The sequence below is a fragment of the Actinoplanes subtropicus genome (genome assembly GCF_000721705.1).
GTDB classification, from domain to species: Bacteria; Actinomycetota; Actinomycetes; order Mycobacteriales; family Micromonosporaceae; genus Actinoplanes; species Actinoplanes subtropicus.
On sequence record NZ_JOJL01000021.1, the window covers coordinates 208576 to 228724 of the forward strand.

Consider the following 20149-nt stretch of genomic DNA (forward strand, 5'->3'; position numbering starts at 1 on the left):
GATCTACGTCAAGAGCCGGAAATCTAGAATCCTTGTTTGTGAAACCTGGGAAGCGCGCCACCGTGCACGACATCGCCGCCGCCGCGGGGGTCTCGCGAGGCACGGTCAGCCGCGTGCTCAACGGCGGCTACGTGTCGGCGACCGCGCGCGCGGCCATCGAACGGGCCATCCGCGAGGTCGGCTACGTGCCCAACACGGCCGCCCGCAACCTGGTCATGCAGCGCTCCCAGGCGATCGGTTTCATCGTGCTCGAGCCGCACGCGCTGTTCCTCGAGGACCCCAACATCGGCGGCATCATGCTCGGCGCGAACGCGACGCTGTCCGCGGCCGACTACCAGATGGTCAACCTGGTCGTCGACTCGGAGCGGGACACCGCCCGGATCACCCGCTACCTGAGCGGCGGCTTCGTCGACGGCGCGATCATCGTCTCGGCCCGCAGCCACGACCCGATCATCCAGGTGGTCGGCGGGCTGGCGCTCCCGTCGGCCTTCGTCGGCCATCCGCGCGACCTGCACCCCGAGATTCCGTACGTCGGGATCGACAACCTGACCTCGGCGGAGGAGATCACCCGTCGCCTGGTGGCGACCGGTCGCCGCCGGGTCGGCATGATCGCCCCCGCGGTGGACCGGGACTCGGGCGCCGACCGGCTGACCGGCTTCCAACGCGCGCTGGGCCCGCTGTTCGACGAGTCGCTGGTGGCCGAGGTGCCGCTCTACGACTTCGCCTGGGGCGCCAAGGGCATGCGTACGCTGCTCGACCGCGACCCGGCCATCGACGGCGTCTTCGCCGGCTCGGACGCGGTGGCGGCCGGCGCGGTCGAGGCGCTGCGCGAGGCGGGCCGGTCGGTCCCGTCCGATGTGGGCGTGGTCGGCTTCGACGACAGCTCCTGGGCGTTGCGCACCCGCCCGCATCTGTCCACGGTGCACCAGCCGGCCGGTGAGATCGGCGAGCACGCGGCCGATCTGGTGCTCCGCCAGCTGCAGGGCGAGGAGATCGGCCAACGTGGACTGCTGCTGCCCTCCCCCATCGTCTGGCGCGCCTCCGCCTGAGCCCGCTCAGTCCTCGATCCGGGTGGCGACGCCGTCCAGCAGCCACTCCAGCCCGAGGTTGAACTCCGTGTCCCGGCGTCGCGGTAGATCTGCACGCCGCGCTGGGCGAGCCGGATGGCGTTCGGTCCCCCACCGGCCCGCTGGATGTACCGCAGCGCCTGCTTGTCCGCGACGTGGCTGTAGCGGGCGTTGGGCAGGACACCCAGCTCCGCCGCGATCCGCCGTAGGGACAGCCCGCCGACCCCGTGTCGTGGACCAGCCGCCGCCGAGCGCAAGCGCCTCGTCCCGGGTGGCCACCTGCGCCTGCGCTTCACCGATCCCGGCCAGCTGGCGAGGCCGGCCCGCGTCCTCGCCGCCGGAACCAGCGACGACGACGAGCTGACCCGGCGAGTGCCGGGCGACGGCGGGGTCGAATCCCTGCGCATTTTGCTGACGGGCACCCCGCTCGGGCACCAGGCGTGGCTCACGGTGGGCCGGCGCGTATCGATCATCGCGGCCGGCTTCCTCGGCGCGAGGAAGCCGATGAACCGGGCGGGGCATCGATGACCCGGCCCGGTGTGGTCTGCTGGGAAGGTGCGGGTTCTGGTGGCGGGCGGCGGAGTGGCGGGGACGGCTGCGGCGCTGGCGCTGCAACGGGCCGGGATCTCGCCGGTGGTCTACGAGGCGCATGCCGAGGGCGGGGAGGACGCGGGAGCGTTCCTGACCGTGATGGCGAACGGGATGGCGGCGCTGTCGTCGCTCGGCGCCGAGAGTGCGGTGGTGGCGGCGTCCTATCCGGCCGGGGCGGTCGAACTGCTCGACGCGCGGGGGCAGGTCGTCGGGCAGCGGCCGATCGAGGGGTCGGCCCGGACGTTGACGCGGGCGGCGCTGTACCGGGCCATGCAGGGGCTGGCCGTCGAGCGGGGCATTCCGGTCGTCCACGGGAAACGCCTCGTCACGGCCACGGTCGGCGTCGAGCTGACGTTCGCGGACGGGTCGACGGCCGACGGGGACCTGCTGGTGGGGGCGGACGGCGTGCACTCCGTGGTGCGAGGGCTCATCGATGAGCTGGCGCCGGCGCCACGCTACACCGGGCAGCACGTGATCTACGGCTACGCGCCCGGCGAGCTGGGCGGCGGGGCGCCGGGGGCGTACCGGATGGTGTTCGGGAGCCGGGCGTTCTTCGGGTTCACCGCGCCGGGCGACGGGCGCACGTGGTGGTTCGCGCGGGTCAACGGGGACGCCTGGGTGGCCGGCGCCGGCGCCGATCGCTGGCGTGAGCTGGCGTTGGCGGCGGCCCGTGCGGACGAGACGCCGGTGGCGGAGATCATCGCGGCCACCGGCGCCGGCGACGTCGTCGGCGGCGACTCGTACGACATCCCGTCCACGCCGAACTGGCACAACGACCGGATGGTGCTGGTCGGGGACGCGGCGCACGCCGCCTCGCCGGCCGCCGCGCAAGGGGCGTCGATGGCGCTGGCGGACGCGGTGGCGCTGGCCGGGGCGCTGAGCGTGCACGACGACCCGGCCGGCGCGTTCGCGGCATATGTCGCCGCGCGGCGGCCGCGCACCGAGGAGACGGTCGCCGCCAGCGCCCGTATGGTGGCCGGGTCTACCCGAGACGGCGGGGGTCGCGGCTGAAGAGGACGGCGCCGGAATCAGGTCAGGCCGTCCGCCGAGCCAGTCGCTGACGCCGTCGAGGCTCTCCCTGGCGTCGCGGCTGCGGGGTGAGCTGGCCGGCCAGCAGCGCGGCCAGGGCCAGGCCGAAACCGGCGAGCTGGGTGGTGCTGAGCGTCTGACCGAGAACCAGCGCGCCGGCCGTCGCCGCGACCAGCGGGGAAAGGAGGCCGAGCAGGGCGGTCGCGGTGACCGGCAACTTCCGAAGACCGGAAAACCAGATGGTGTACGCGAGGAGCCCGCCGACCAGGCCCAGCCAGAGGTATCCGGCGGCGGCCGCGGCATCCACCCCGCCCGGCACGCCCTCGGTCACCGCGGTCGGCACGAGCAGCACCAGCCCACCAGCGGTCAACTGCCATCCGGCGTACGCCATCGGTTTGATTCCCTCCGGTCGCCCCCAGCGCTTGGTCAGCGTGACGCCCAGCCCCATCGCCCCCGCACCGGCCAGCCCCGCCATGATCCCGGTCGCGTCGAGCGCCGCCGCCGGCCCGAGGACGACCAGCCCGACCCCGGCCACCCCGACCAGGCCCCACGCGAGCCGCCAGCCGGACAGCCGCTCGCCCAGCACCGCGACGGCCAGGAACGCCACGATGATCGGCTGGGTCGCGCCGAGCGTGGCGGCGACCCCGCCGGGCAGCCGCTCGGCCGCGAGGAACAGCAGCGGGAAGAACGCGCCGATGTTGAGCGCGCCCAGCACGAGCGCGCGCCACCACCAGACGCCCCGCGGGAGCTGCCGGGTGATCGCCAGCGCGGCCAGCCCGGCCGGCAGCGCCCGCATCAGCCCGGCGAACATCGGGTGCCCGGCCGGCAGCAGCTGCGAGGTGACGAGGTAGGTGGTGCCCCAGACGGCCGGCGCCAGCGCGGTGATGGCGGTTGTCTTCGCGTTCATGCCCCCAGCGTCGGCCGCTCGCATCGATGAGTCCAACACATACTTCTCAGCGCAGCGATCGTGATTCACGATAGATCCGTGGAGCTGCAGCAGATGCGTTACGTGCTGGCCGTCGCGGGCACCGGAAACTTCACCCGGGCCGCCAGGGAGTGCCGGGTGGTGCAGTCCGCGCTGAGCCACCAGATCGCCGCGCTGGAGCGCGAGCTGGGCGTGCGGTTGTTCGCCCGCACCAGCCGGCGGGTGGCGCTGACCGCCGCGGGCGAGGCGTTCCTGCCGGCCGCGCGGGCCTGCCTGGAGGCCGCCGACCGGGCCGCCGTCGACGCCGCGGCCGCCACCGGGGAGATCCGCGGCCGGCTGGCGGTCGGCATGATCCCGACGGTGACCGGCCTCGACCTGCCGGCCGTGCTGCGCGACTTCCACACCCGGCACCCGCGGGTGCGGATCGTGCTGCGCGGCGGCGGCAGCGACGAGATGGTGGAGAGCGTCCGGGCCGGCGAGCTGGACGTGGCCCTGCTGGGCCTGCCGGAGTCGGTGCGGCCGCGCGGCGTGCGCTACCGGGCCCTCGACCACGACCGGCACGTGGCGGTGCTGGCCCGCACCCATCGGCTGGCCACGCGGGCTCGACTCGACCTGGCCGCGCTGGCCGGCGAGCCGTTCGCGGACTTCCCCGCGGACACGGCCGGCCGGGCGCAGAGCGACCTGGCCTTCGCCGCCGCCGGCCTGTCCCGGGAGGTCGCCTTCGAGGCCATGGCGACCGACCTGATCCTCGGCCTGATCCGGCAGGGCCTGGCGGTGGCGCTGCTGCCGTCCCGCTTCGTGGCCGGCCTGCCCGACGTGGTCACCGTCCCGCTGGCCGACGGCCCCACCCGGGTCGAGTACCTGGCCTGGAGCGACTTCAACCCGACGCCGGCGGCGGCCGCGTTCGTCGAGGCGGCGGCCGGTCAGTCCACGCGGTAGGTCAGGTGGGTGGCGTGGCCGGACGACCGCACGTGGATCTGCCGCAGTGCCCGCGGCGCGGCCCGGTCGAACAGCGGGACACCCCCGCCGAGCAGCACCGGCGACAGGTGCAGGCGCAGTTCGTCGACCAGCCCGGCCTCGATCGCCGTACGGACGGTCTCGCCGCCGCCCATGATGACCACGTCACGGTCCTCGGCCACCGCGATGCCCTTGGCCACCGCGCTGGCGATCCCGTCCACCACGAAGGTCATCCGGTCGGCGAGCCGCACCTTCTCCGGCGGGTTCCGGGTCACCACGAGCACGGGCGGCTCGGCGGCCAGATCCGCGCCGTACCCCATCTCGTCGTTCCACCCGTCCGGCGCGTCGATCTGGTCGAACAGCCGCCGACCCATGATCACCACCCCGGTGGCGGCGACGGACTCCTCGAGCACGGCCCGGTCGATCGCGTCGGGCCGCAGCGCCCAGGTGTGCAGCGCTTCACCGCCGCGCCCGAGACCCTGCGCGGGACCCGGCTCCGGCCCGGTGACGAACCCGTCCAACGACACCGAGATGTCGGCGACGACCTTGGTCATGACCGCTCCCTCCGCGGCCCCGCCCGTCGAAGCCCACCCTTCGGAGCATGCCACCGACCCGGTCCGGACGCGCGCCGCCCGAAGCGCCAACCCGGGCCGCGCCCGGTCGCGCCCGCGCCGACTCACACGCCGAGCGAGATACTCACGGAGCGAGATACTCACACCTTTCGCGCTCGAGGTGGGCGTTGGAGACCTGCGTGCTGGTCCGTACCGGGTGGATGGTTCGCTGCCGGCGTGGCGGATGGCCGGGGCTTGCCATGGCCCGGGGGCTGCGTGGTGGCGGTGGCTGCGGCCGGTCACGGTGGCCGATATGCGGCGAATGCCGGGGCCGTCAAGGCGCCGAGGGACCTCGCCGGGCGATCTTCGCGGCAAGGATGAAGGTTTGCTGTTCGCCACGAACAGCAGGTCATCATCGCTTGCCGGCCGTCGCTGAACCTTGAAGCGCATCTGTTCGCCACGAACAGCAAGTCATCGCCGTTGTGCCCGGCCGTCGCTCGAGGATGCGTCACCCACGCCCCCGTCCCGGGCCGGACCACCCACCAAGCCCGACCGGCCGCACGATCAGCGACCACGCACCCCCGGGCCATGGCAAGCCCCGGCCACCCACCCAGCCCGATCGGCCACCCAGAGCAGAACAGCGCACACCGGCCAGCCGCCGCATCCCACCCAAACCTTGAGCCCGAAAGATGTCTAGCTGAGCTAGATACTCGCTCAGCAAGATACTCGCCCAGCAAGATACTCGCTCAGCAAGATAACGGACGCTCAGGCGCGCGGAATCAACCGCGACCCCGTCCAGGCCAGCCCCGTCCCCGCCGCCAGCAACAGCAAAGCCCCCACCGTAGGTAGGGGCTGCCTCGCGTAGGACCCGGCTCCGATCGCCACCGCCGCCAGCATCAGCAGCACCCCGTCGGCCGGGTTGACCAGTTTGGACCTGAACACCGCCCACCCCAGCAGCAGCCACCCCGCCCCGCTGACCGCGGCCGCGACCGTGACAGCCACCCTGAGCTGCGCAACCGTCAGCGACGCCCCGGCCGCCAGCGAGTCCGGGGGCAGCGCCGCCAGCGGCAGGCTGAGCACCGTCCCGCCCAGCCCGATCAGCAGCCCGGCAATGGCCGTCCGGCGAGCCCTGGTCCCGGCGAGCAGCGCCGTCAGCGCGAGCATCGCGATCGTCGCCAGCCAGTCCGCCGCCAGACTCACCACCAGCGGGCCCGGGGGCGTCTCGATGCCCAGGGTCAGCCAGCCGTCGAGCATCGCCGCGGCGGGCAGGGCCCACAGCGCCAGCCGGGCGTAGCGCCTCACCGACCAGACCCATACCGCCTCGCGTACGGGCAGCAAATGTCCTTGATCTGCCGCGCCGTCGGCCGGGCGCGCGCCACCGACCCAGGCCGGCGCGACTCGTAACGGCCGGCCGCTCGCCGTGCGGTGATGGCTGGTGGTCATGGCTTCCGCCTAGCGTGGGCTCCCACCGAGCGGCCCGGGGGCAGCCGTCGGAATCCTGCGCAGAGCATTCCAAATGTCCGGAAGATTCGCAGGGGATTGCCAGAAAAGCCGAACGGGTGACTCGGCCAGATCAAATTCAAATTTCTTGCGTACGCCGCTGAACTGCACAAACGCACGAGAACGCCCCCCAAAACCACGCCTTCGCGACGGAACGTGTTGAACCCAAGGCCCGGTGGGGTCCGTACTGCGGGCCGACCGACCACATCGACGTCCACGAACGAGGAGTGATGATGAGATCGCGTGCGTACCGAAGGAACCAGAATCCCAATCGGCGCAAGGCCATCGGTGCCTTCGCCGTCAGCGGGGTACTGGTCGCGGCCGGCCTGGCCGGCGTTCAGTTCGCAAACGCCAGCACCACCCCGAAAGCCGCCGCGGCCGCCGACGTGATCACGGTTCAGGGCCAGAAGTTCGATGTCTCGCAGTGCAAGGCGCTCGAGATCTCCGGCCAGGATGTTCTCTGCGACGGCAAGAAGCTGGACCCGGTGCAGGCGCAGGGCGCCGGGGACGCGGCCCTCGCCTCGGCGCAGGCCCTCGAGACGGCGTGCGACACGTTCGCGGCCGACGCGGCCGCCGCCGGGGGTGCCGCCCAGCAGGGCGCCGACCAGGGCAACGCCGACCAGGGCAACGCCGACCAGGGCAAGGCGCAGAGCGCGGCGGCCGCGAGGGCCCTCCGGGCGAAGGTCGCCGCCAAGTGGGCGAAGGCCCTGAAGGCCAAGGCCGCCAAGGCCAAGGCGAAGGGTAAGGGCAAGGCCAAGCCGACCCCGAGCGCGTCCGCCAGCGGCGCGGCCGGAGACGGCGCGACCGGCGCCAACCAGGGCGGCGCCGCCGCCACGGCCGCCGTGGACTCCGCCCAGAAGACGCTGCTCCAGGCCTGCCTCGCGCTGGCCGACGCGAAGGCCGCCGCGGGTGTCGGCGGTGCCGGCAACAACCAGGGCGACAACAACCAGGGCAACGACCAGGGCGGTGCCTCCGCGCCGCCGAGCGAGGAGCCCAGCGCCGACCCGAGCGCCAGCGCCACCAGCTCGTCGACCGACTGAGGAAACGCGGAACGGCCGGCCCGGGATCGGGCCGGCCGTTCGCTGTGGCCGGGATGGATCAGGCGTGATCGCGCTGCACCTGGGAGCCGTTGTAGTCGGCCCCGCCGAGCGCCGCCGACGGCGGGATCGGATCGGGCGCCGGCAGTGCGGCCGTACGATCCGGATCGCCCGAGACCTGCGCCTCCGCCACCCGGACCTGCTCGTCCACCTGGGCCGCGGCATCCGCGGCGGACTGCGCCGCGGCCGCCGCCTCACGCTCCACCTCGGCCGCGTTGACGGTCGTGGCCGGCACGTCGCCGGCCATGTTGGCCAGGCCGCCGAGCGCGCCGCCGAGACCCTCGAGGGCCTTGCTGAGCTCGGTCGGCACGATCCACACCTTGTTCGCCGAGCCGTTCGCGATCTGCGGCAGGGCTTGCAGGTACTGGTAGGCCAGCACCTTCTGGGACGGGTTCGCCTGGTGAATCGCGTCGAACACCGTACGGATCGCCTTGGCCTGGCCCTCGGCCTGCAGGATCCGGGACTGCCGGTCACCGTCGGCCCGCAGCACCGCGGCCTGCTTCTCGCCCTCGGCGGTGAGGATCTGGGCCTGCTTGTGGCCCTCGGCGTTGAGGATGGTGGCGCGGCGCTCCCGCTCGGCGCGCATCTGCTTCTCCATCGAGTCGCGGATGCTCGGCGGGGGCTCGATCGCCTTGATCTCCACCCGGGTCACCTTGATGCCCCAGCGGCCGGTGGTCTCGTCGAGCACCGTGGAGAGGTGGCGGTTGATCTCCTCACGGCTGGTCAGCGCCCGCTCCAGGTCGAGCGAGCCGATCACGTTACGCAGCGTGGTGACCGTCAGCTGTTCGATCGCCTGCAGGAAGTTGGAGATCTCGTAGGTCGCCCGGACCGGGTCGACCACCTTGAAGTACAGGACCGTGTCGATCGACACGACCAGGTTGTCCGAGGTGATCACGGGCTGCGGCGGGAACGAGACCACCTGCTCGCGCATGTCCACCTTGCTGCGCACCGCGTCGACGAACGGGACGAGCACGTTCAGGCCCGGGTTCAGGGTGCGCTTGTACTTGCCCAGGCGCTCCACCACGTCCATGCGCTGCTGCGGGACGATGCGGATGGACCGGAGCAGCGTGACGATGGCGAATACCACGATCACGATTACTAGAACGCCGATCACTGCTTCCATGGCGCCTCTCTAAATGTCGGGCAAATCGTCGCGCCACACAATGGCCGTGGCGCCCTGGACCTTGACCACCCGGACCCGCTCGCCCGGGAGGTATTTCTCGGTGCCGTCGAAGGAGCGGGCCTGCCACAGCTCGCCCTCCAGCTTGACCATGCCGTGGTCGCCGTCGACCTCTTCGACCACCGTGCCGTGGCGGCCGTGCATCGCCTCGATGCCGAACGGCGTGTCCCCGGTCTCCAGCGCCGACTTGGCGTGGCGCAGGATGATCGGGCGCAGCGCGGCGACCGACACCCCGGAGGCCACGGCGAAGACGATCGCCTGGACCAGGAACGGGGCCCCGAGCGCGGCGGCACCGCCCGCGGCGAAGGCGCCCACCGCGAAGAAGATGATCAGCAGCGTGGCCGTGAAAGCTTCGGCGATCGCGAGTGCGATGCCGAGCACGATCCAGAGAATCGCTTCCACACTTCGATCGTTGCACGGCGACGCACTCACCGCGATGCGTCATTCTGGCGTAGCCATATCGGCGGTTCGCAGTTGAATCAGAAGAATCGTTCGTCGAGGGGGTCCACGTGTCGCTGCTGCCGGATACGGCCCGCCGGGTCGACGAGATCGCCGCCCGGGCGCAGGCCGAGGGACATACCCCCTCGCTGGCCCTGGCGATCGTCCGGGACCGCGCGGTGCTGCACTTCGCGGGGGCCGGCGTACGCCCGGTGCCGGATGCGAAGACGCAGTACCGCCTGGGCTCGATCACCAAGACGATGACCGCCACGCTGGTCATGCAGCTGCGTGACGAGGGCTTCTTCGCCCTCGACGACCTGCTCTACCGCCACCTGCCGGGCACCTCGATCGGCGGCGTGACCCTGCGCCAGCTGCTCGGTCACGTCTCCGGCCTGCAGCGCGAGCCGGATGGCCAGTGGTGGGAGCGCACCGCCGGCGGCGACGTCGACAAGCTGCTGGCCGATCTCGGCTACGACAAGCTGTCCGGCCCGCCGTTCCGCCGCTACCGCTACTCGAACCTGGCGTACGGCGTGCTGGGCGCGGTCCTCGAGCGGGTGACCGGCGAGTCCTGGACCAGCCTGGTCGGCAAGCGGGTGCTCGACCCGCTCGGGATGAAGCGCACCACGTACGCCCCGATGGAGCCGTTCGCCCGCGGCTATGTCGTGCACGCCCTCGACGACAGCCTGCACGAGGAGCCGCGTCACGACTCCGGCGCGATGGCCCCGGCCGGCCAGCTCTGGTCCACGATCACCGACATGGCCAAGTGGGCGGCGTTCCTCACCGACCCGGCCCCCGCGGTGCTCCCGCGGGAGACGGTCGACGAGATGTGCGCCCCGGTGGTGATCAGCGACCTCGAGTCCTGGACCGGCGGCTACGGCCTGGGCCTGCAGCTCTTCCGGGTCGGCGAGCGCGTCTTCGTCGGCCACGGCGGCTCGATGCCCGGCTACGTGGCGCACCTCGCGGTGCACCGCCGCAGCCGGCTCGGCGTGATCGCCTTCGCCAACTCGTACGGGCTGCAAGGCACCCACATCCGCAAGGTCGCGCTCGCCGCCCTGACCGCGGCCCTCGACGGCGAGCCGGTGACCCCGGCGCCCTGGCAGCCGCCGGCCCCGCCGGCGGGCGAGGCCGCGGAGCTGGTCGGCCGCTGGTGGTGGATGGGCCGGGAGTACGAGATCCACGCCGACGGCGACGCCCTGGAGATGTCCGGCTCCCGGTTCGTCCGCGAGGCCCCGGATCGTTGGCGAGGCGTCGACGGCGAGAACGAGGGCGAGGTCCTTCAGGTGATCCGCGGCGATTCCGGCGCCATCCTGAAAGTGGACATCGCGACCTTCGTCTTCAGCCGCGACCCGCACCACTTGGCCTGAGCACACTCGCGAGGTCGCCGTCGGAGTCATGGTCCGGCGGGCCGGCGCCGAGGCGTACGCGATCTCGTTCGGTCAGCCCCAGCGCCAGCCCGGTCGCCACGACCGCGACGCCCAGCCAGACCAGCAGCGACGGCCGCGGCCCGCCGAGCACCACCCCGGTGGCCGCCGCCGCGATCGGGGCGATGCCGGTCAGCAGCCCGGCCCGGGCGGTGCCGACCCGCTCGACGCAGCTGTACCAGAGGACGAACGCCAGCGCCGTGACGGCGACCGCGAGATACGCCCCGGCCAGCAGGTCCGCGCCGGTGAGCCGCAGCACCGCCGCCGGGCCCTCCCACGCCATCCCGGTCGCCCCGAAGAGCACAGCCGCCATCCAGATCGCGTGCACCGAGACGCCGAGTGGGCCGTGCCGCCCGAGCACCGGCACCGCCAGCAGCGTGAACCCGGCCTCGCAGGCGAACGTGACCAGCGCCCAGAGCAGCCCGATCGCGTCGGCCCGGCCGAAGCCCTGCACCAGGCCGGCGCCGGCGGTCACCACCAGCGCGGCAGCGATCAGCCGTACCGCCGGGGCGTGCCCCTCGATCAGCGGCCCGACCACCGCGAGCAGCACCGGCACGCAGGCCACCGCCACGCCGAGCACGGCCGGCTCGGCGTGCCGCGCGCCGAGCACCAGGGCCACGTTGAACAGGAACATGCCGGTCAGCACGACGCCGCCGAGCCACAGCCACTCGGTGCCGCGCGGGCGCACCAGGCGGCGGCCGGTCGCCCGGGCGAAGAGGGCGAGCAGGAGGGCGGCGACCGTGTACCGCAGGCATTGGACGGTCAGCATTGGGGTGTCGGCGAGAACGCCGGAGACGGCCACGCTGCCGCCGACGAAGACCATGCCGACGGCGCCGGCGAGAAGCGGGAAAGGGCTCACGCATAGGGATGCTGCCGCCGGGTATGGTCCGGTTGAAGGGCCAATCGGGGTCCGTTGAAGGAGGACCAATTTCCGGATCGGACTTTCTTCAGCTGCGGGCCGAGGACGCCCCGGCGAAGGGCCTGACCGCGTGGCTGACCGCCGGGCTGCGGGACGCGATCGCCGGGCGCCGGCTCGCGTCCGGGGCGCGGCTGCCCGCCACCCGGGTGCTCGCCGCCGACCTGAAGATCTCCCGCGGGGTGGTGGTCGAGGCCTATCAGCGGCTGATCGACGAGGGGCTCGCCACGGGCCGCACCGGGGACGGCACCCGCGTTACCGACATCTCGGGTAAATCGGAAATGCCGCATGATCGGCGACGGGCGCTCGACGAGCTTCGCCTGCCGTTTCCGCCGCCGCCGGGGATCGACATCGACCTTTCGCCCGGCGTACCGGACTTGTCGGCGTTTCCGCGTGTGCAGTGGCTAAAGGCGGAGAAATCGGTTTTAGACGAAATAACTGGCAGCGACCTCGGCTACGGCGACCCGGGCGGCACTCCGAAACTGCGCGCCGAGTTGATCGCCTGGCTCCGCCGGACGAGAGGCGTCCGCGCCGAGGCCGACGACATCATCGTGGTCAGCGGCGTGGCCCAGGCCCTCGCCCTGCTGGCGCAGACCCTCCGGCAGGACGGCGTGACCGCCGCCGCCGTCGAGGATCCGGGATCGCGCGGCGCGACAGATCAAATGGCCCATTGGGGCGTACGCCCGGAGCCGGTCCCCGTCGACGAGCAGGGCATCCAGGTCGACCTGATCACCCAGGACGCCGCGCTGCTGACCCCGGCGCACCAGTTCCCGACCGGCGTCGTGCTGAGCCCGGCCCGGCGCCGCGCGCTGCTCGACCGGGGCGGGCTGATCATCGAGGACGACTACGACGCCGAGCACCGCTACGACCGGGCACCGGTCGCGGCGCTGCAGGGTTCGGCGCCGGAGCGGGTCGCGTACGCCGGAAGTGTCTCGAAGTCCCTCGCCCCCGGCATGCGGCTCGGCTGGCTGATCGCCCCGCGCCGGCTCCAGCCGGCCCTGCTCGAGGCGAAGCACGGCTCCGACCTGGGCAACCCCGCCCTGCCGCAGCTGGTGCTGGCCCGGCTGCTCGCCTCCGGCGACTACGAGCGGCACCTGCGGCTGGTGCGCTCCCGGCAGCGGCGCCGGCGGGACGCGCTGCTGGCCGGGCTCGAGCGGCACCTGCCACGGGCCCGGGTCACCGGGGTGGCCGCCGGGCTGCACCTGTTGATCATCCTCGACACCGGGGAGGACGACACCGCTCTCGCGGCGCGGGCCGCGGCCCACGGCGTACTCGTGCATCCTTTGTCCTGGCACCGACAGCGACCCGGCCCGCCCGGCCTCGTGCTCGGCTATGCGGCGCAGCCGCCGGATCGGCTGACCGAGGCCGCGCAGCGGCTCGGCACCGCCCTCACCCCACCGTCACGAAATCGATCAGGCGCTCCATCGAGTTGATCAGCGGCGTCTCGACGTCCTTGTAGCTGCTCACCTCGCGGAGGATGCGCCGCCACATGTCGGCCGGCTCGCGTACGCCGAACGCCTCGCAGACGCCCTCCTTCCAGTTGCGGCCGGGCGGGATGACCGGCCATTTCTTGATGCCGACCCGGTCCGGCCTCACCGCCTGCCAGATGTCCACGTAGGGGTGGCCGGTGATCAGCACGTTGGGGTCCTTGACCGCGGCGACGATGCGGCTCTCCTTCGAGCCGGGCACCAGGTGATCGACGAGAACGCCGAGCCGGCGCTCTCTTCCCGGCCCGAACGCCGCCACCGCGGCCTGAAGATCATCAATGCCGTCCAAGGGCTCGACGACCACGCCCTCGATCCGCAGGTCGTCGCCCCAGATGCGCTCGACCAACGCGGCGTCGTGAATGCCCTCGACCCAGATCCGGCTCGCCTTGGCGACCTGCGCCTGCACGCCCGCCACCGCGATCGAGCCGGAAGCGGTGATCCTCCGCGCCTGCGTTTTTTCCACCGGAGGCTTCCGCAGGGTCACCGCCTTGCCGTCGAGGAGGAACGCGGCCGGCGTCAGCGGAAAGTTCCGCCGCTTGCCGAAGCGGTCCTCCAGAACGACCGCGCCCAGCTCGAATCCGACCACCGCGCCGCAGAACCCGGAGTCGGCGTCCTCGACCACCAGATCGATCTCCGCGTCCACCTCGGGCACGACCCTTTTGCGGCGCCACTGCGCCTTGAGCACGTCCTCCCCATACATGCAAGGCACGGTAACCCGTGGGTAGGGACACGGGCTTTCTGACGCTCCGGCCGAGACAACCTTCCCGATGGGCACGTACCCTTGCTCGCATGTCCCCCGCTGCTGATGCGGCCACCCGCACCGCGCGGCGCTCGACCCGGTTCGTGGCCTGGGTGCGCGCCTGGCGCGCCGGCTTGGTGCCGTTCGACGAGCTGGCCGGCGAGATCGCCGCCGACGAGGAGCACCTCGTCGCCGACGCGCCGGGCACCTGGACCGATGTGCCCCTCCCGCATGGCCTGCCGGTGTTCGCCAAGCTGCATCCCGACGACATCCGCCTGGTGCTGCCGGCGCCCGGCGACCCGCGCGGCCTGCCCGGCCCGGGCGAGCTGACCGGCGCCGCGCTGCTGGCCGGCGAGGCGGTGATGACCCCCGAGTTCGGCGTCGTCCCCGAGGTCCGGCGGCACACCTCCGGCTCGGGCGTCGAGTTCGAGACCGTGCTCTGGCGGGTCTTCCCGGCCCCGGAGTACAAACCCGTGTTCCAGATGGGCGCGGCCGAGGCCGAGGCCGAGCTGACCGCCGCGCTCGGCGAGGCCACCGCCCAGCTCACCCGGCTCGACGTGGCCCAGTGGAAACCCGAGCTGGCCGGCGCGCTGCAGGCACTGCGCCGGCCGGAATCGACCGCCACCCTGCCACCCGGCTTCGACCCGCGGGCCCGGCGGCTGTTCGCCCGGGCCGGCGTGCTCGACCAGGTGCTCGCGCTGGCCGAGACCAACGCGCCGGGCGGCGCCATCAATGGGTATGAGGCGCAGCAGCGCGACGCGGCGCTGCGCCCGCTCATGTCGGCGTGCCGCCAGGCGCTCGTGGCGGCCTGCAACTCGCCGTTGCGACCCTAGATGCCGGACCGCTTCGCGCATTGCACGTTCTGCGGAGCGCGATTCCGGCGCGGCCAGGCGTGGCCGCGCCGCTGCGCGGCCTGCGGCGAGACCAGCTATCAGAATCCCAAGCCGGTCGCGGTGGTCCTGCAGCCGGTGGGTGCGGGCCTCCTGGTCGTACGCCGGGGCATCCCGCCCGCCCGTGACCGGCTGGCGCTGCCCGGCGGCTACATCGACGTCGGCGAGACCTGGCAGGCGGCCGGCGCGCGGGAGTTGTTCGAGGAGGTCGGCCTCACCGCCGACGCCGCCGAGATGCACCTGTTCGACACGGCCAGCGCGCCGGACGGCACGCTGCTGGTCTTCGGCCTGCTCCCGGCCATCAAGGACGCGGCCACCATCCCGCCCTCGACGCCGAACGACGAGTCGCTCGGCTGGGAGATCCTCTACGGGCCCACCGAGCTGGGTTTCAGCCTGCACACGGCGGCCGCGAACCGCTTCTTCAGTGAAGCAACACTTCTACGCTGACTTGCACGCGGTCGCCGGGCGCAAGTGAGTTGGCCTTGCGGACCGCCTGCTTGATCGGCAACACGTACGCCCCGGTCTTCTTGCTGTCCGGAAAGATCGACGTACGCCAGACGGACGCGCCCACCCGGGCCTCGACCCGCACCGACCCGAACCCGCGCCGCCGCCCGCCGGTCAGATCCCGAATCTCGTCGGACGCGTCGACCGGCAGGCTCACGAACGTCCAGCTGTCGTCGCGGCGGGCCGCCCAGACCCACAGCTCGGACTCGAAATCGACCATCATGCAGGCCACGCTACCCAGCGGATCGGGCTAACGGCTGATTAACTAACTAGGGTCGCCGATCTCCAGGCCCCGCCCAACTGGTTTCATGGTCACCCGGGACTCGACGCTCTTGGAGGATTCATGCCCCGGTTAGCCCCGACCGCCATGCTGATCGCGGCGGCCACGGTGATCGTCGGGGGCGTCACGGTCGGCCTCATCGCCGTGACCTCCCGCACGCCCGCGAGCGCCACCACCGCGCCTTCCCCGCCCGGCAACCCCCGGGTCAGCGGCCTGACCTGCAAGAGCGTGACCTTCGCGTGGGACGCCTCCACCGCCGCTCAGGGCGTCAAGTTCTACGACCTCTATCACGACGGCCAACTGATGAAGTCGGTCGACGGGAGGACGCTCTCCACCAGCCTGACCGTGGTCCCAGGCGCGGTGTGGGGGCTCTACGTCAACGCCCGCGACGCCGCGGGCAACGTCTCGCAGGCGAGCGCCACGGTGACCATCACGCCGCCGCCCTGCTCCGCCGACAAGAAGCCGCCCACCGCGCCCACCAGCCTGGCCGGCAGCGTCTCGGGCACCACCGTGTCGCTGACCTGGAAGGCGGCGACCGACAACGTCGGCGTGAAGTTCTACGACATCTACCGCGGCCCGGCCCTGGCCTCGTCCGTCTCCGGCACGACCACGTCGTTCAACGACAGCGGACTGCCGATCAAAACCAGCTTGGCGTACGCCGTGGTAGCCCGCGACGCGGCGGGGAACACGTCGGCGCGCAGCAACACGGTCAAGTTCACCACCGGCGCCGCCTGCACCAACCTGGTCTGTGGGGTCACCCAGGTGGCCACCGACACGGACATCCCCTGGGGCCTGACCACCCTGCCGGACGGCAGCATCCTCTACAACCGCCGCGACGCGCACGACATCGTCAAGCTGAACCCGGCCGACGGCAGCAAGACCACGGTCGGCACCGTCCCCAATGTGCAGAGCACCGACGGCGAGGGCGGCCTCACCGGCCTGGCCGTCGCGCCGACCTTCGCCACCGACCACTGGCTGTACATCATGCACACCTCGCCGACCGACAACCGGATCGTCCGGATCCAGATGGTCGACGACAAGCTCCAGCTCGACACCGAGCAGGTGCTGCTCAAGGGCATCCTGCGGAACAAGTTCCACGACGGCGGCCGGCTGCGCTTCGGCCCGGACGGCAAGCTGTACGCGGCCACCGGCGACGCGCAGAACGGCGACAACGCGCAGAACAAGAACGGCCTCAACGGCAAGGTGCTGCGGCTCAACCCGGACGGCAGCGTCCCCGCCGACAACCCGTTCCACAACTACGTGTGGAGCTACGGCCACCGCAACCCGCAGGGTCTCGCCTTCGACGCCCAGGGCCGGCTGTGGGAGCAGGAGTTCGGCAACAGCATCATGGACGAGACCAACCTGATCGTGAAGGGCGGCAACTACGGCTGGCCCAAGTGCGAGGGCACGGCCGGCCAGTGCAACACGCCCGGCTTCCTCGCGCCGAAGGCCACCTACCCGACCGCGTCCGGCTCCTGCTCCGGCATCGCGATCGTCAAGAACGTGGCCTACATAGCCTGCCAGCGCGGCACCCGCATATACCGCTGGCAGATCACCGGCGACAAGCTCACCGGCGCCCGCCAGTACCTCAACGGCACCTACGGCCGGCTGCGCACCATCGAGCCGGCCCCCGACGGCGGCCTGTGGCTGACCACTACCAACGTCGGCGACAAGGACAGCATCCCGAACAACAGCAAGGAAAAGATCCTGCACCTTGCCCTTCACGCCTGACCGACGTCGGTCGCCGGCCATCTGTCAGTGGCCGGCGGCCTCGAAGCGAGGTCGTACACCTCCTCGGCCAGGCCGAGCCGGCGCTCCTCCCAACCGGCGATCTCCGGCTGCAGCTCGGGGCTGGTGATCCCGCAAAGCACCGGCCCGAGCCACAGGTCGAGCGCCGCGCGCAGCTCGGTCACGGCCGCGGCGAGCCGGCCGGCCCGCTCCGCCGACCGGCCACTCTGGAGCAGAGCCTGACCTACGACGCGATGGAACCTGCTGACCACCGGCCAGCTGGCCAAGCTGGCCGGCCCGGAGGCGCTGCGGCGGGCGGCGAGCGGCTTCGCGGTGGAGGATCTGCCCGGAGCCCCGGCCGCGCTGGTCGTCCGTGACCCGCGCCCGGTGACCGCCTTCGACGACGCCGCGCTCGCCCGCATGAAGGACCTGCTCGCCCCGGCCCTCGACCCTGATCGGAGGAGCCCGGCGACCGGCGGACCGAGCTGGTGCCGAGCCCGTACGGGGTGGACATCGGCCCGCTCAGAACGCGAAGCGGCCGATCAGGATGGCCAGGCGCTTGTCGTGATCCGCGCGGCGGAGCCGGCCGTTGCGCATCAGCGTCATCAGCCCGTGCAGCCCGCTCCAGAACGTCTCGGTGAGCGCACCGAGATCGTCCTCGCCGGCGAGCGGGCGGACCGCATCCTGCAGTTCGTTGAAGGCCGCCCACAGGGCGGGCGGCGCCTCGAGCGTCGCGAACGGCAGGTCGACGGCGTGCGTGAACATCGCGTCGTACAGCGCGGGCCGCTGCTCGGCGAACCTCGCATACGCCACGCCGACGGCGGCCAGGGCTTCCCGCGGGGTGGATGCCGTCGCCCGGGCCGCGCCCAGCTCGGCGGCGAGGTCGGCGAAGCCCTCGACCGCGACCGCGGCCATGATGGCGTCCTTGCCCTTGAAGTGGCTGTAAAGGACGGGCTGGCTGTACTCGATCTCGGCGGCCAGCCGGCGGGTGGTCACCGCGTCCCACCCCTCGGCCTCGGCGAGCTCCCGGGCCGCCGTGACGATCAACCGCTCCCGCTCTGCCTGCTCGCGCTCACGGCGCGCCCGGATCGACATGACCGCCATCCTAGCATCGCTAGCGAAAATGTCGATGCTCTGCTAGCGTCGTTCTCGTTCCTAGCAGCGCTAGAAGTGGAGACCTCTCATGCTCACCCCCATCGCCTACGGCCTCGCCATCGTCGTGGTTGCCCTCGTCCTCCTCATCGGCCTGCGCTTCCTGCTGGCTCCCCGGCCCGCGGCCGCCGGCTACGGCGTGCCCGCCAAGGTCGACGGCGACAGCGCGTACCTCACCATCAAGGGCCTGCGCGACCTCACCCTCGGCATCCTCGGCGCGGCCCTGCTCGCTTTCGCCGGCGCGCACGCCGCCGGCTGGTACATGCTGGTCGGCGCGATCATCCCGCTCGGCGACACGCTCATCGTCCTGCGCCACGGCGGCGCCAAGGCCGTGGCCTTCGGCGTCCACTTCGCCACCGCCGTCCTGCTGCTCATCAGCGCCGCTCTCCTTTTCGCGGCGTGACAGGCGAGGCGGCGCGGAGAGGTTCGGTTACGTCGACGGCGCCGTCGATGCGGTACGAACCTATTGGTCGCCGCGCCGCCGCGCGAGATGAACCATGATGTCGGCGGTGATCTCGACCGTCTCCGGTAGGGCCCGCATGATTCGGCCGTACACCTGCTCTTGCACCGAGGCCGGCAATTCGAGATAAGCCGAGATGGTCGAGAGATGGCCGACGTAGTCGCGAGCGCTCATCGTCAATCGCCGCTCGATCACGGACTGCCGGACATCACCGAACCATTCGGAGCGCTGGAACTCGGTCCCGGGCCATTGCATCTCGGGTGCCGGCGGTGTCGCGTCCGGCGACGGAACGTCGTCGCTCTCCAGGAACGGTGCCCGGGCGGTGCGCACGGCTTCCGCCACGACCGGGTCGGTCAACTGGACCGGTCCACCGAACGAGGCGACCACGCCGCCTGGCCGCAGCAGCGCGGCAAGGCGTGAGCACCGACCCTCCGGGTTCGTCCAATGCAGCGCCGCCGCCGCATAGACCAGTTCGTAGCTCTTCTCCGGTCCCAGGTCCTCGAACGCGGCTTGCACGGTTCTGACGGTCGCCGGCACGTGCTTCCGGAGCTCGGCGAGCATGTCGCCGTCGGGCTCGGTCGCGGTGACCGTGACCCCTCGCCGAGCGAACAGGCGGGTTGCTTTGCCGGTCCCCGCGCCGATCTCGAGAGCGGTCCGAACCGGCCGGCCCGCGTACGTCATCACCGTGTCGAAAAGCTCCACCGGGTACCCCGGCCGGAACCGTTCGTAGGCTTCCGCCCGCAATCCGAAGCTCAACGCACGATCAGGCATACGGATCAGCCTGGCATGACCGGCGGCGCTATCGGTCCGGCCCACGTCGGTCAGATCAGGCCGGCCGTGGCCAGTTCGGCGACCAGCAGTTGGATCGCCGGGGCACAGCGGGCGCTGTCGGCGGGCGTGAACCAGTCGATCTCGCCGATTTCGGCGGCCGCTGACGGCTCGGCGCCCCTGTCTCCGCCGGTGAAGCAGACCAGCTGGACCGACGTGCCCGGGGGACGGTTGTGGGCGGGAGCCACAATCTCCGTGTAGAGGGTGAGATCGGCCGGGTTCAGGACGAGACCGACCTCTTCCCACACCTCGCGGGCGGCTGCCTCGGCGTGCGTCTCGCCGGGCTCGGGCTTGCCGCCGGGCAGGTAGAAGGCGTCGGTGTAGTGCGGGCGGACGACGAGAACCCGGCGGTCGCGTACGCATACCCAGGCCGTCGCGACGATCGTGCTGGTCACGCAACGAGCGTAGG

The 20149-nt window shown here is 72.1% G+C and carries 23 protein-coding genes; 11 read left to right on the plus strand and 12 right to left on the minus strand.

What is annotated here, in order from left to right:
* Nucleotides 1–38 precede the first annotated feature (38 nt).
* The 3 genes from IH26_RS0128235 (at nt 39) to IH26_RS0128245 (ending at nt 2669) form a co-directional block, all read left to right on the plus strand.
* Entirely contained in the window at nt 39–1049 is a 1011-nt protein-coding gene (locus IH26_RS0128235; RefSeq protein ID WP_030439272.1) for a LacI family DNA-binding transcriptional regulator, read from the plus strand.
* Nucleotides 1050–1238: 189 nt separating this feature from the next.
* Nucleotides 1239–1595, plus strand: a complete 357-nt coding sequence (locus tag IH26_RS0128240; RefSeq protein WP_030439273.1) for a hypothetical protein — start codon at nt 1239–1241, stop codon at nt 1593–1595.
* 27 nt (nt 1596–1622) lie between these two features.
* Nucleotides 1623–2669 (plus strand): FAD-dependent oxidoreductase, encoded by a 1047-nt coding sequence (locus IH26_RS0128245; protein WP_034216070.1) that lies wholly within the window; start codon nt 1623–1625, stop codon nt 2667–2669.
* Between the two features lie 22 nt (nt 2670–2691).
* Here IH26_RS0128245 and IH26_RS0128250 read toward each other — a convergent pair whose 3' ends face one another.
* The gene (locus IH26_RS0128250) at nt 2692–3594 is read right to left on the minus strand and encodes an EamA family transporter (protein ID WP_051808598.1); all 903 of its coding nucleotides are present in this window, start codon (nt 3592–3594) and stop codon (nt 2692–2694) included.
* Nucleotides 3595–3672: 78 nt separating this feature from the next.
* On the opposite strand from IH26_RS0128250, the gene IH26_RS0128255 reads away from it, so the two are divergent.
* Nucleotides 3673–4551 (plus strand): LysR family transcriptional regulator, encoded by an 879-nt coding sequence (locus tag IH26_RS0128255; RefSeq protein WP_030439276.1) that lies wholly within the window; start codon nt 3673–3675, stop codon nt 4549–4551.
* Here the strand turns inward: IH26_RS0128255 and IH26_RS0128260 are convergent.
* Both IH26_RS0128260 and IH26_RS0128265 read right to left on the minus strand, forming a co-directional pair.
* Nucleotides 4536–5123, minus strand: coding sequence for a dihydrofolate reductase family protein (locus IH26_RS0128260; RefSeq protein ID WP_030439277.1), 588 nt, complete (start codon nt 5121–5123; stop codon nt 4536–4538). The genes IH26_RS0128255 and IH26_RS0128260 overlap by 16 nt on opposite strands.
* Before the next feature lie 762 nt (nt 5124–5885).
* Complete coding sequence (locus IH26_RS0128265; protein WP_030439278.1) at nt 5886–6563, minus strand: hypothetical protein; 678 nt, start codon at nt 6561–6563, stop codon at nt 5886–5888.
* Between the two features lie 290 nt (nt 6564–6853).
* Here IH26_RS0128265 and IH26_RS0128270 point away from each other — a divergent pair, with 290 nt between their 5' ends.
* On the plus strand, nt 6854–7660 hold the full coding sequence (locus tag IH26_RS0128270) for a hypothetical protein (RefSeq protein WP_051808675.1): 807 nt from the start codon (nt 6854–6856) through the stop codon (nt 7658–7660).
* Nucleotides 7661–7718: 58 nt separating this feature from the next.
* Here IH26_RS0128270 and IH26_RS0128275 read toward each other — a convergent pair whose 3' ends face one another.
* Together IH26_RS0128275 and IH26_RS0128280 are read right to left on the minus strand one after the other, a co-directional pair.
* Nucleotides 7719–8840 carry an SPFH domain-containing protein gene (locus IH26_RS0128275; protein ID WP_030439280.1) on the minus strand — a complete coding sequence of 374 codons (1122 nt, stop codon included), beginning with the start codon at nt 8838–8840 and terminating at the stop codon, nt 7719–7721.
* Between the two features lie 9 nt (nt 8841–8849).
* Nucleotides 8850–9299: an NfeD family protein gene (locus IH26_RS0128280; protein ID WP_030439281.1), complete on the minus strand. Its 450-nt coding sequence runs from the start codon at nt 9297–9299 to the stop codon at nt 8850–8852.
* Nucleotides 9300–9406: 107 nt separating this feature from the next.
* Between IH26_RS0128280 and IH26_RS0128285 the strand changes: the two genes are divergently transcribed.
* Entirely contained in the window at nt 9407–10699 is a 1293-nt protein-coding gene (locus IH26_RS0128285) for a serine hydrolase domain-containing protein (protein ID WP_030439282.1), read from the plus strand.
* Here the strand turns inward: IH26_RS0128285 and IH26_RS0128290 are convergent.
* Nucleotides 10671–11615: a DMT family transporter gene (locus IH26_RS0128290; RefSeq protein ID WP_063763760.1), complete on the minus strand. Its 945-nt coding sequence runs from the start codon at nt 11613–11615 to the stop codon at nt 10671–10673. The two genes, IH26_RS0128285 and IH26_RS0128290, sit on opposite strands and share 29 nt — an antisense overlap.
* A 32-nt stretch (nt 11616–11647) precedes the next feature.
* Here IH26_RS0128290 and pdxR point away from each other — a divergent pair, with 32 nt between their 5' ends.
* A complete protein-coding gene (gene pdxR, locus IH26_RS0128295; protein WP_245665576.1) occupies nt 11648–13105 on the plus strand; it encodes a MocR-like pyridoxine biosynthesis transcription factor PdxR in 1458 nt (485 codons plus the stop codon).
* Here the strand turns inward: pdxR and IH26_RS0128300 are convergent.
* A complete protein-coding gene (locus tag IH26_RS0128300) occupies nt 13062–13859 on the minus strand; it encodes a DUF3097 domain-containing protein (RefSeq protein ID WP_030439285.1) in 798 nt (265 codons plus the stop codon). The two genes, pdxR and IH26_RS0128300, sit on opposite strands and share 44 nt — an antisense overlap.
* Before the next feature lie 89 nt (nt 13860–13948).
* Here IH26_RS0128300 and IH26_RS0128305 point away from each other — a divergent pair, with 89 nt between their 5' ends.
* Both IH26_RS0128305 and IH26_RS0128310 read left to right on the plus strand, forming a co-directional pair.
* Entirely contained in the window at nt 13949–14731 is a 783-nt protein-coding gene (locus IH26_RS0128305) for a hypothetical protein (RefSeq protein ID WP_030439286.1), read from the plus strand.
* Nucleotides 14732–15235, plus strand: coding sequence for an NUDIX domain-containing protein (locus tag IH26_RS0128310; protein ID WP_030439287.1), 504 nt, complete (start codon nt 14732–14734; stop codon nt 15233–15235).
* Here IH26_RS0128310 and IH26_RS0128315 read toward each other — a convergent pair.
* Complete coding sequence (locus tag IH26_RS0128315) at nt 15210–15515, minus strand: DUF1905 domain-containing protein (protein WP_030439288.1); 306 nt, start codon at nt 15513–15515, stop codon at nt 15210–15212. The genes IH26_RS0128310 and IH26_RS0128315 overlap by 26 nt on opposite strands.
* Before the next feature lie 120 nt (nt 15516–15635).
* Here IH26_RS0128315 and IH26_RS0128320 point away from each other — a divergent pair, with 120 nt between their 5' ends.
* Nucleotides 15636–17303, plus strand: a complete 1668-nt coding sequence (locus tag IH26_RS0128320; protein WP_084599132.1) for a PQQ-dependent sugar dehydrogenase — start codon at nt 15636–15638, stop codon at nt 17301–17303.
* On the opposite strand, the gene IH26_RS0128325 is transcribed toward IH26_RS0128320, so the two are convergent.
* Nucleotides 17294–17722: a BTAD domain-containing putative transcriptional regulator gene (locus tag IH26_RS0128325; RefSeq protein WP_030439290.1), complete on the minus strand. Its 429-nt coding sequence runs from the start codon at nt 17720–17722 to the stop codon at nt 17294–17296. The two genes, IH26_RS0128320 and IH26_RS0128325, sit on opposite strands and share 10 nt — an antisense overlap.
* 100 nt (nt 17723–17822) lie before the next feature.
* Nucleotides 17823–18395, minus strand: a complete 573-nt coding sequence (locus IH26_RS0128330) for a TetR/AcrR family transcriptional regulator (protein ID WP_030439291.1) — start codon at nt 18393–18395, stop codon at nt 17823–17825.
* An 88-nt stretch (nt 18396–18483) separates the two neighbouring features.
* On the opposite strand from IH26_RS0128330, the gene IH26_RS0128335 reads away from it, so the two are divergent.
* Complete coding sequence (locus IH26_RS0128335; protein ID WP_030439292.1) at nt 18484–18855, plus strand: DUF4267 domain-containing protein; 372 nt, start codon at nt 18484–18486, stop codon at nt 18853–18855.
* A gap of 60 nt (nt 18856–18915) precedes the next feature.
* On the opposite strand, the gene IH26_RS0128340 is transcribed toward IH26_RS0128335, so the two are convergent.
* Both IH26_RS0128340 and IH26_RS0128345 read right to left on the minus strand, forming a co-directional pair.
* Entirely contained in the window at nt 18916–19728 is an 813-nt protein-coding gene (locus IH26_RS0128340) for a class I SAM-dependent methyltransferase (RefSeq protein ID WP_342668311.1), read from the minus strand.
* A gap of 5 nt (nt 19729–19733) precedes the next feature.
* Nucleotides 19734–20135, minus strand: coding sequence for an NUDIX hydrolase (locus IH26_RS0128345; protein ID WP_034216073.1), 402 nt, complete (start codon nt 20133–20135; stop codon nt 19734–19736).
* Between the last annotated feature and the right edge of the window lie 14 nt (nt 20136–20149).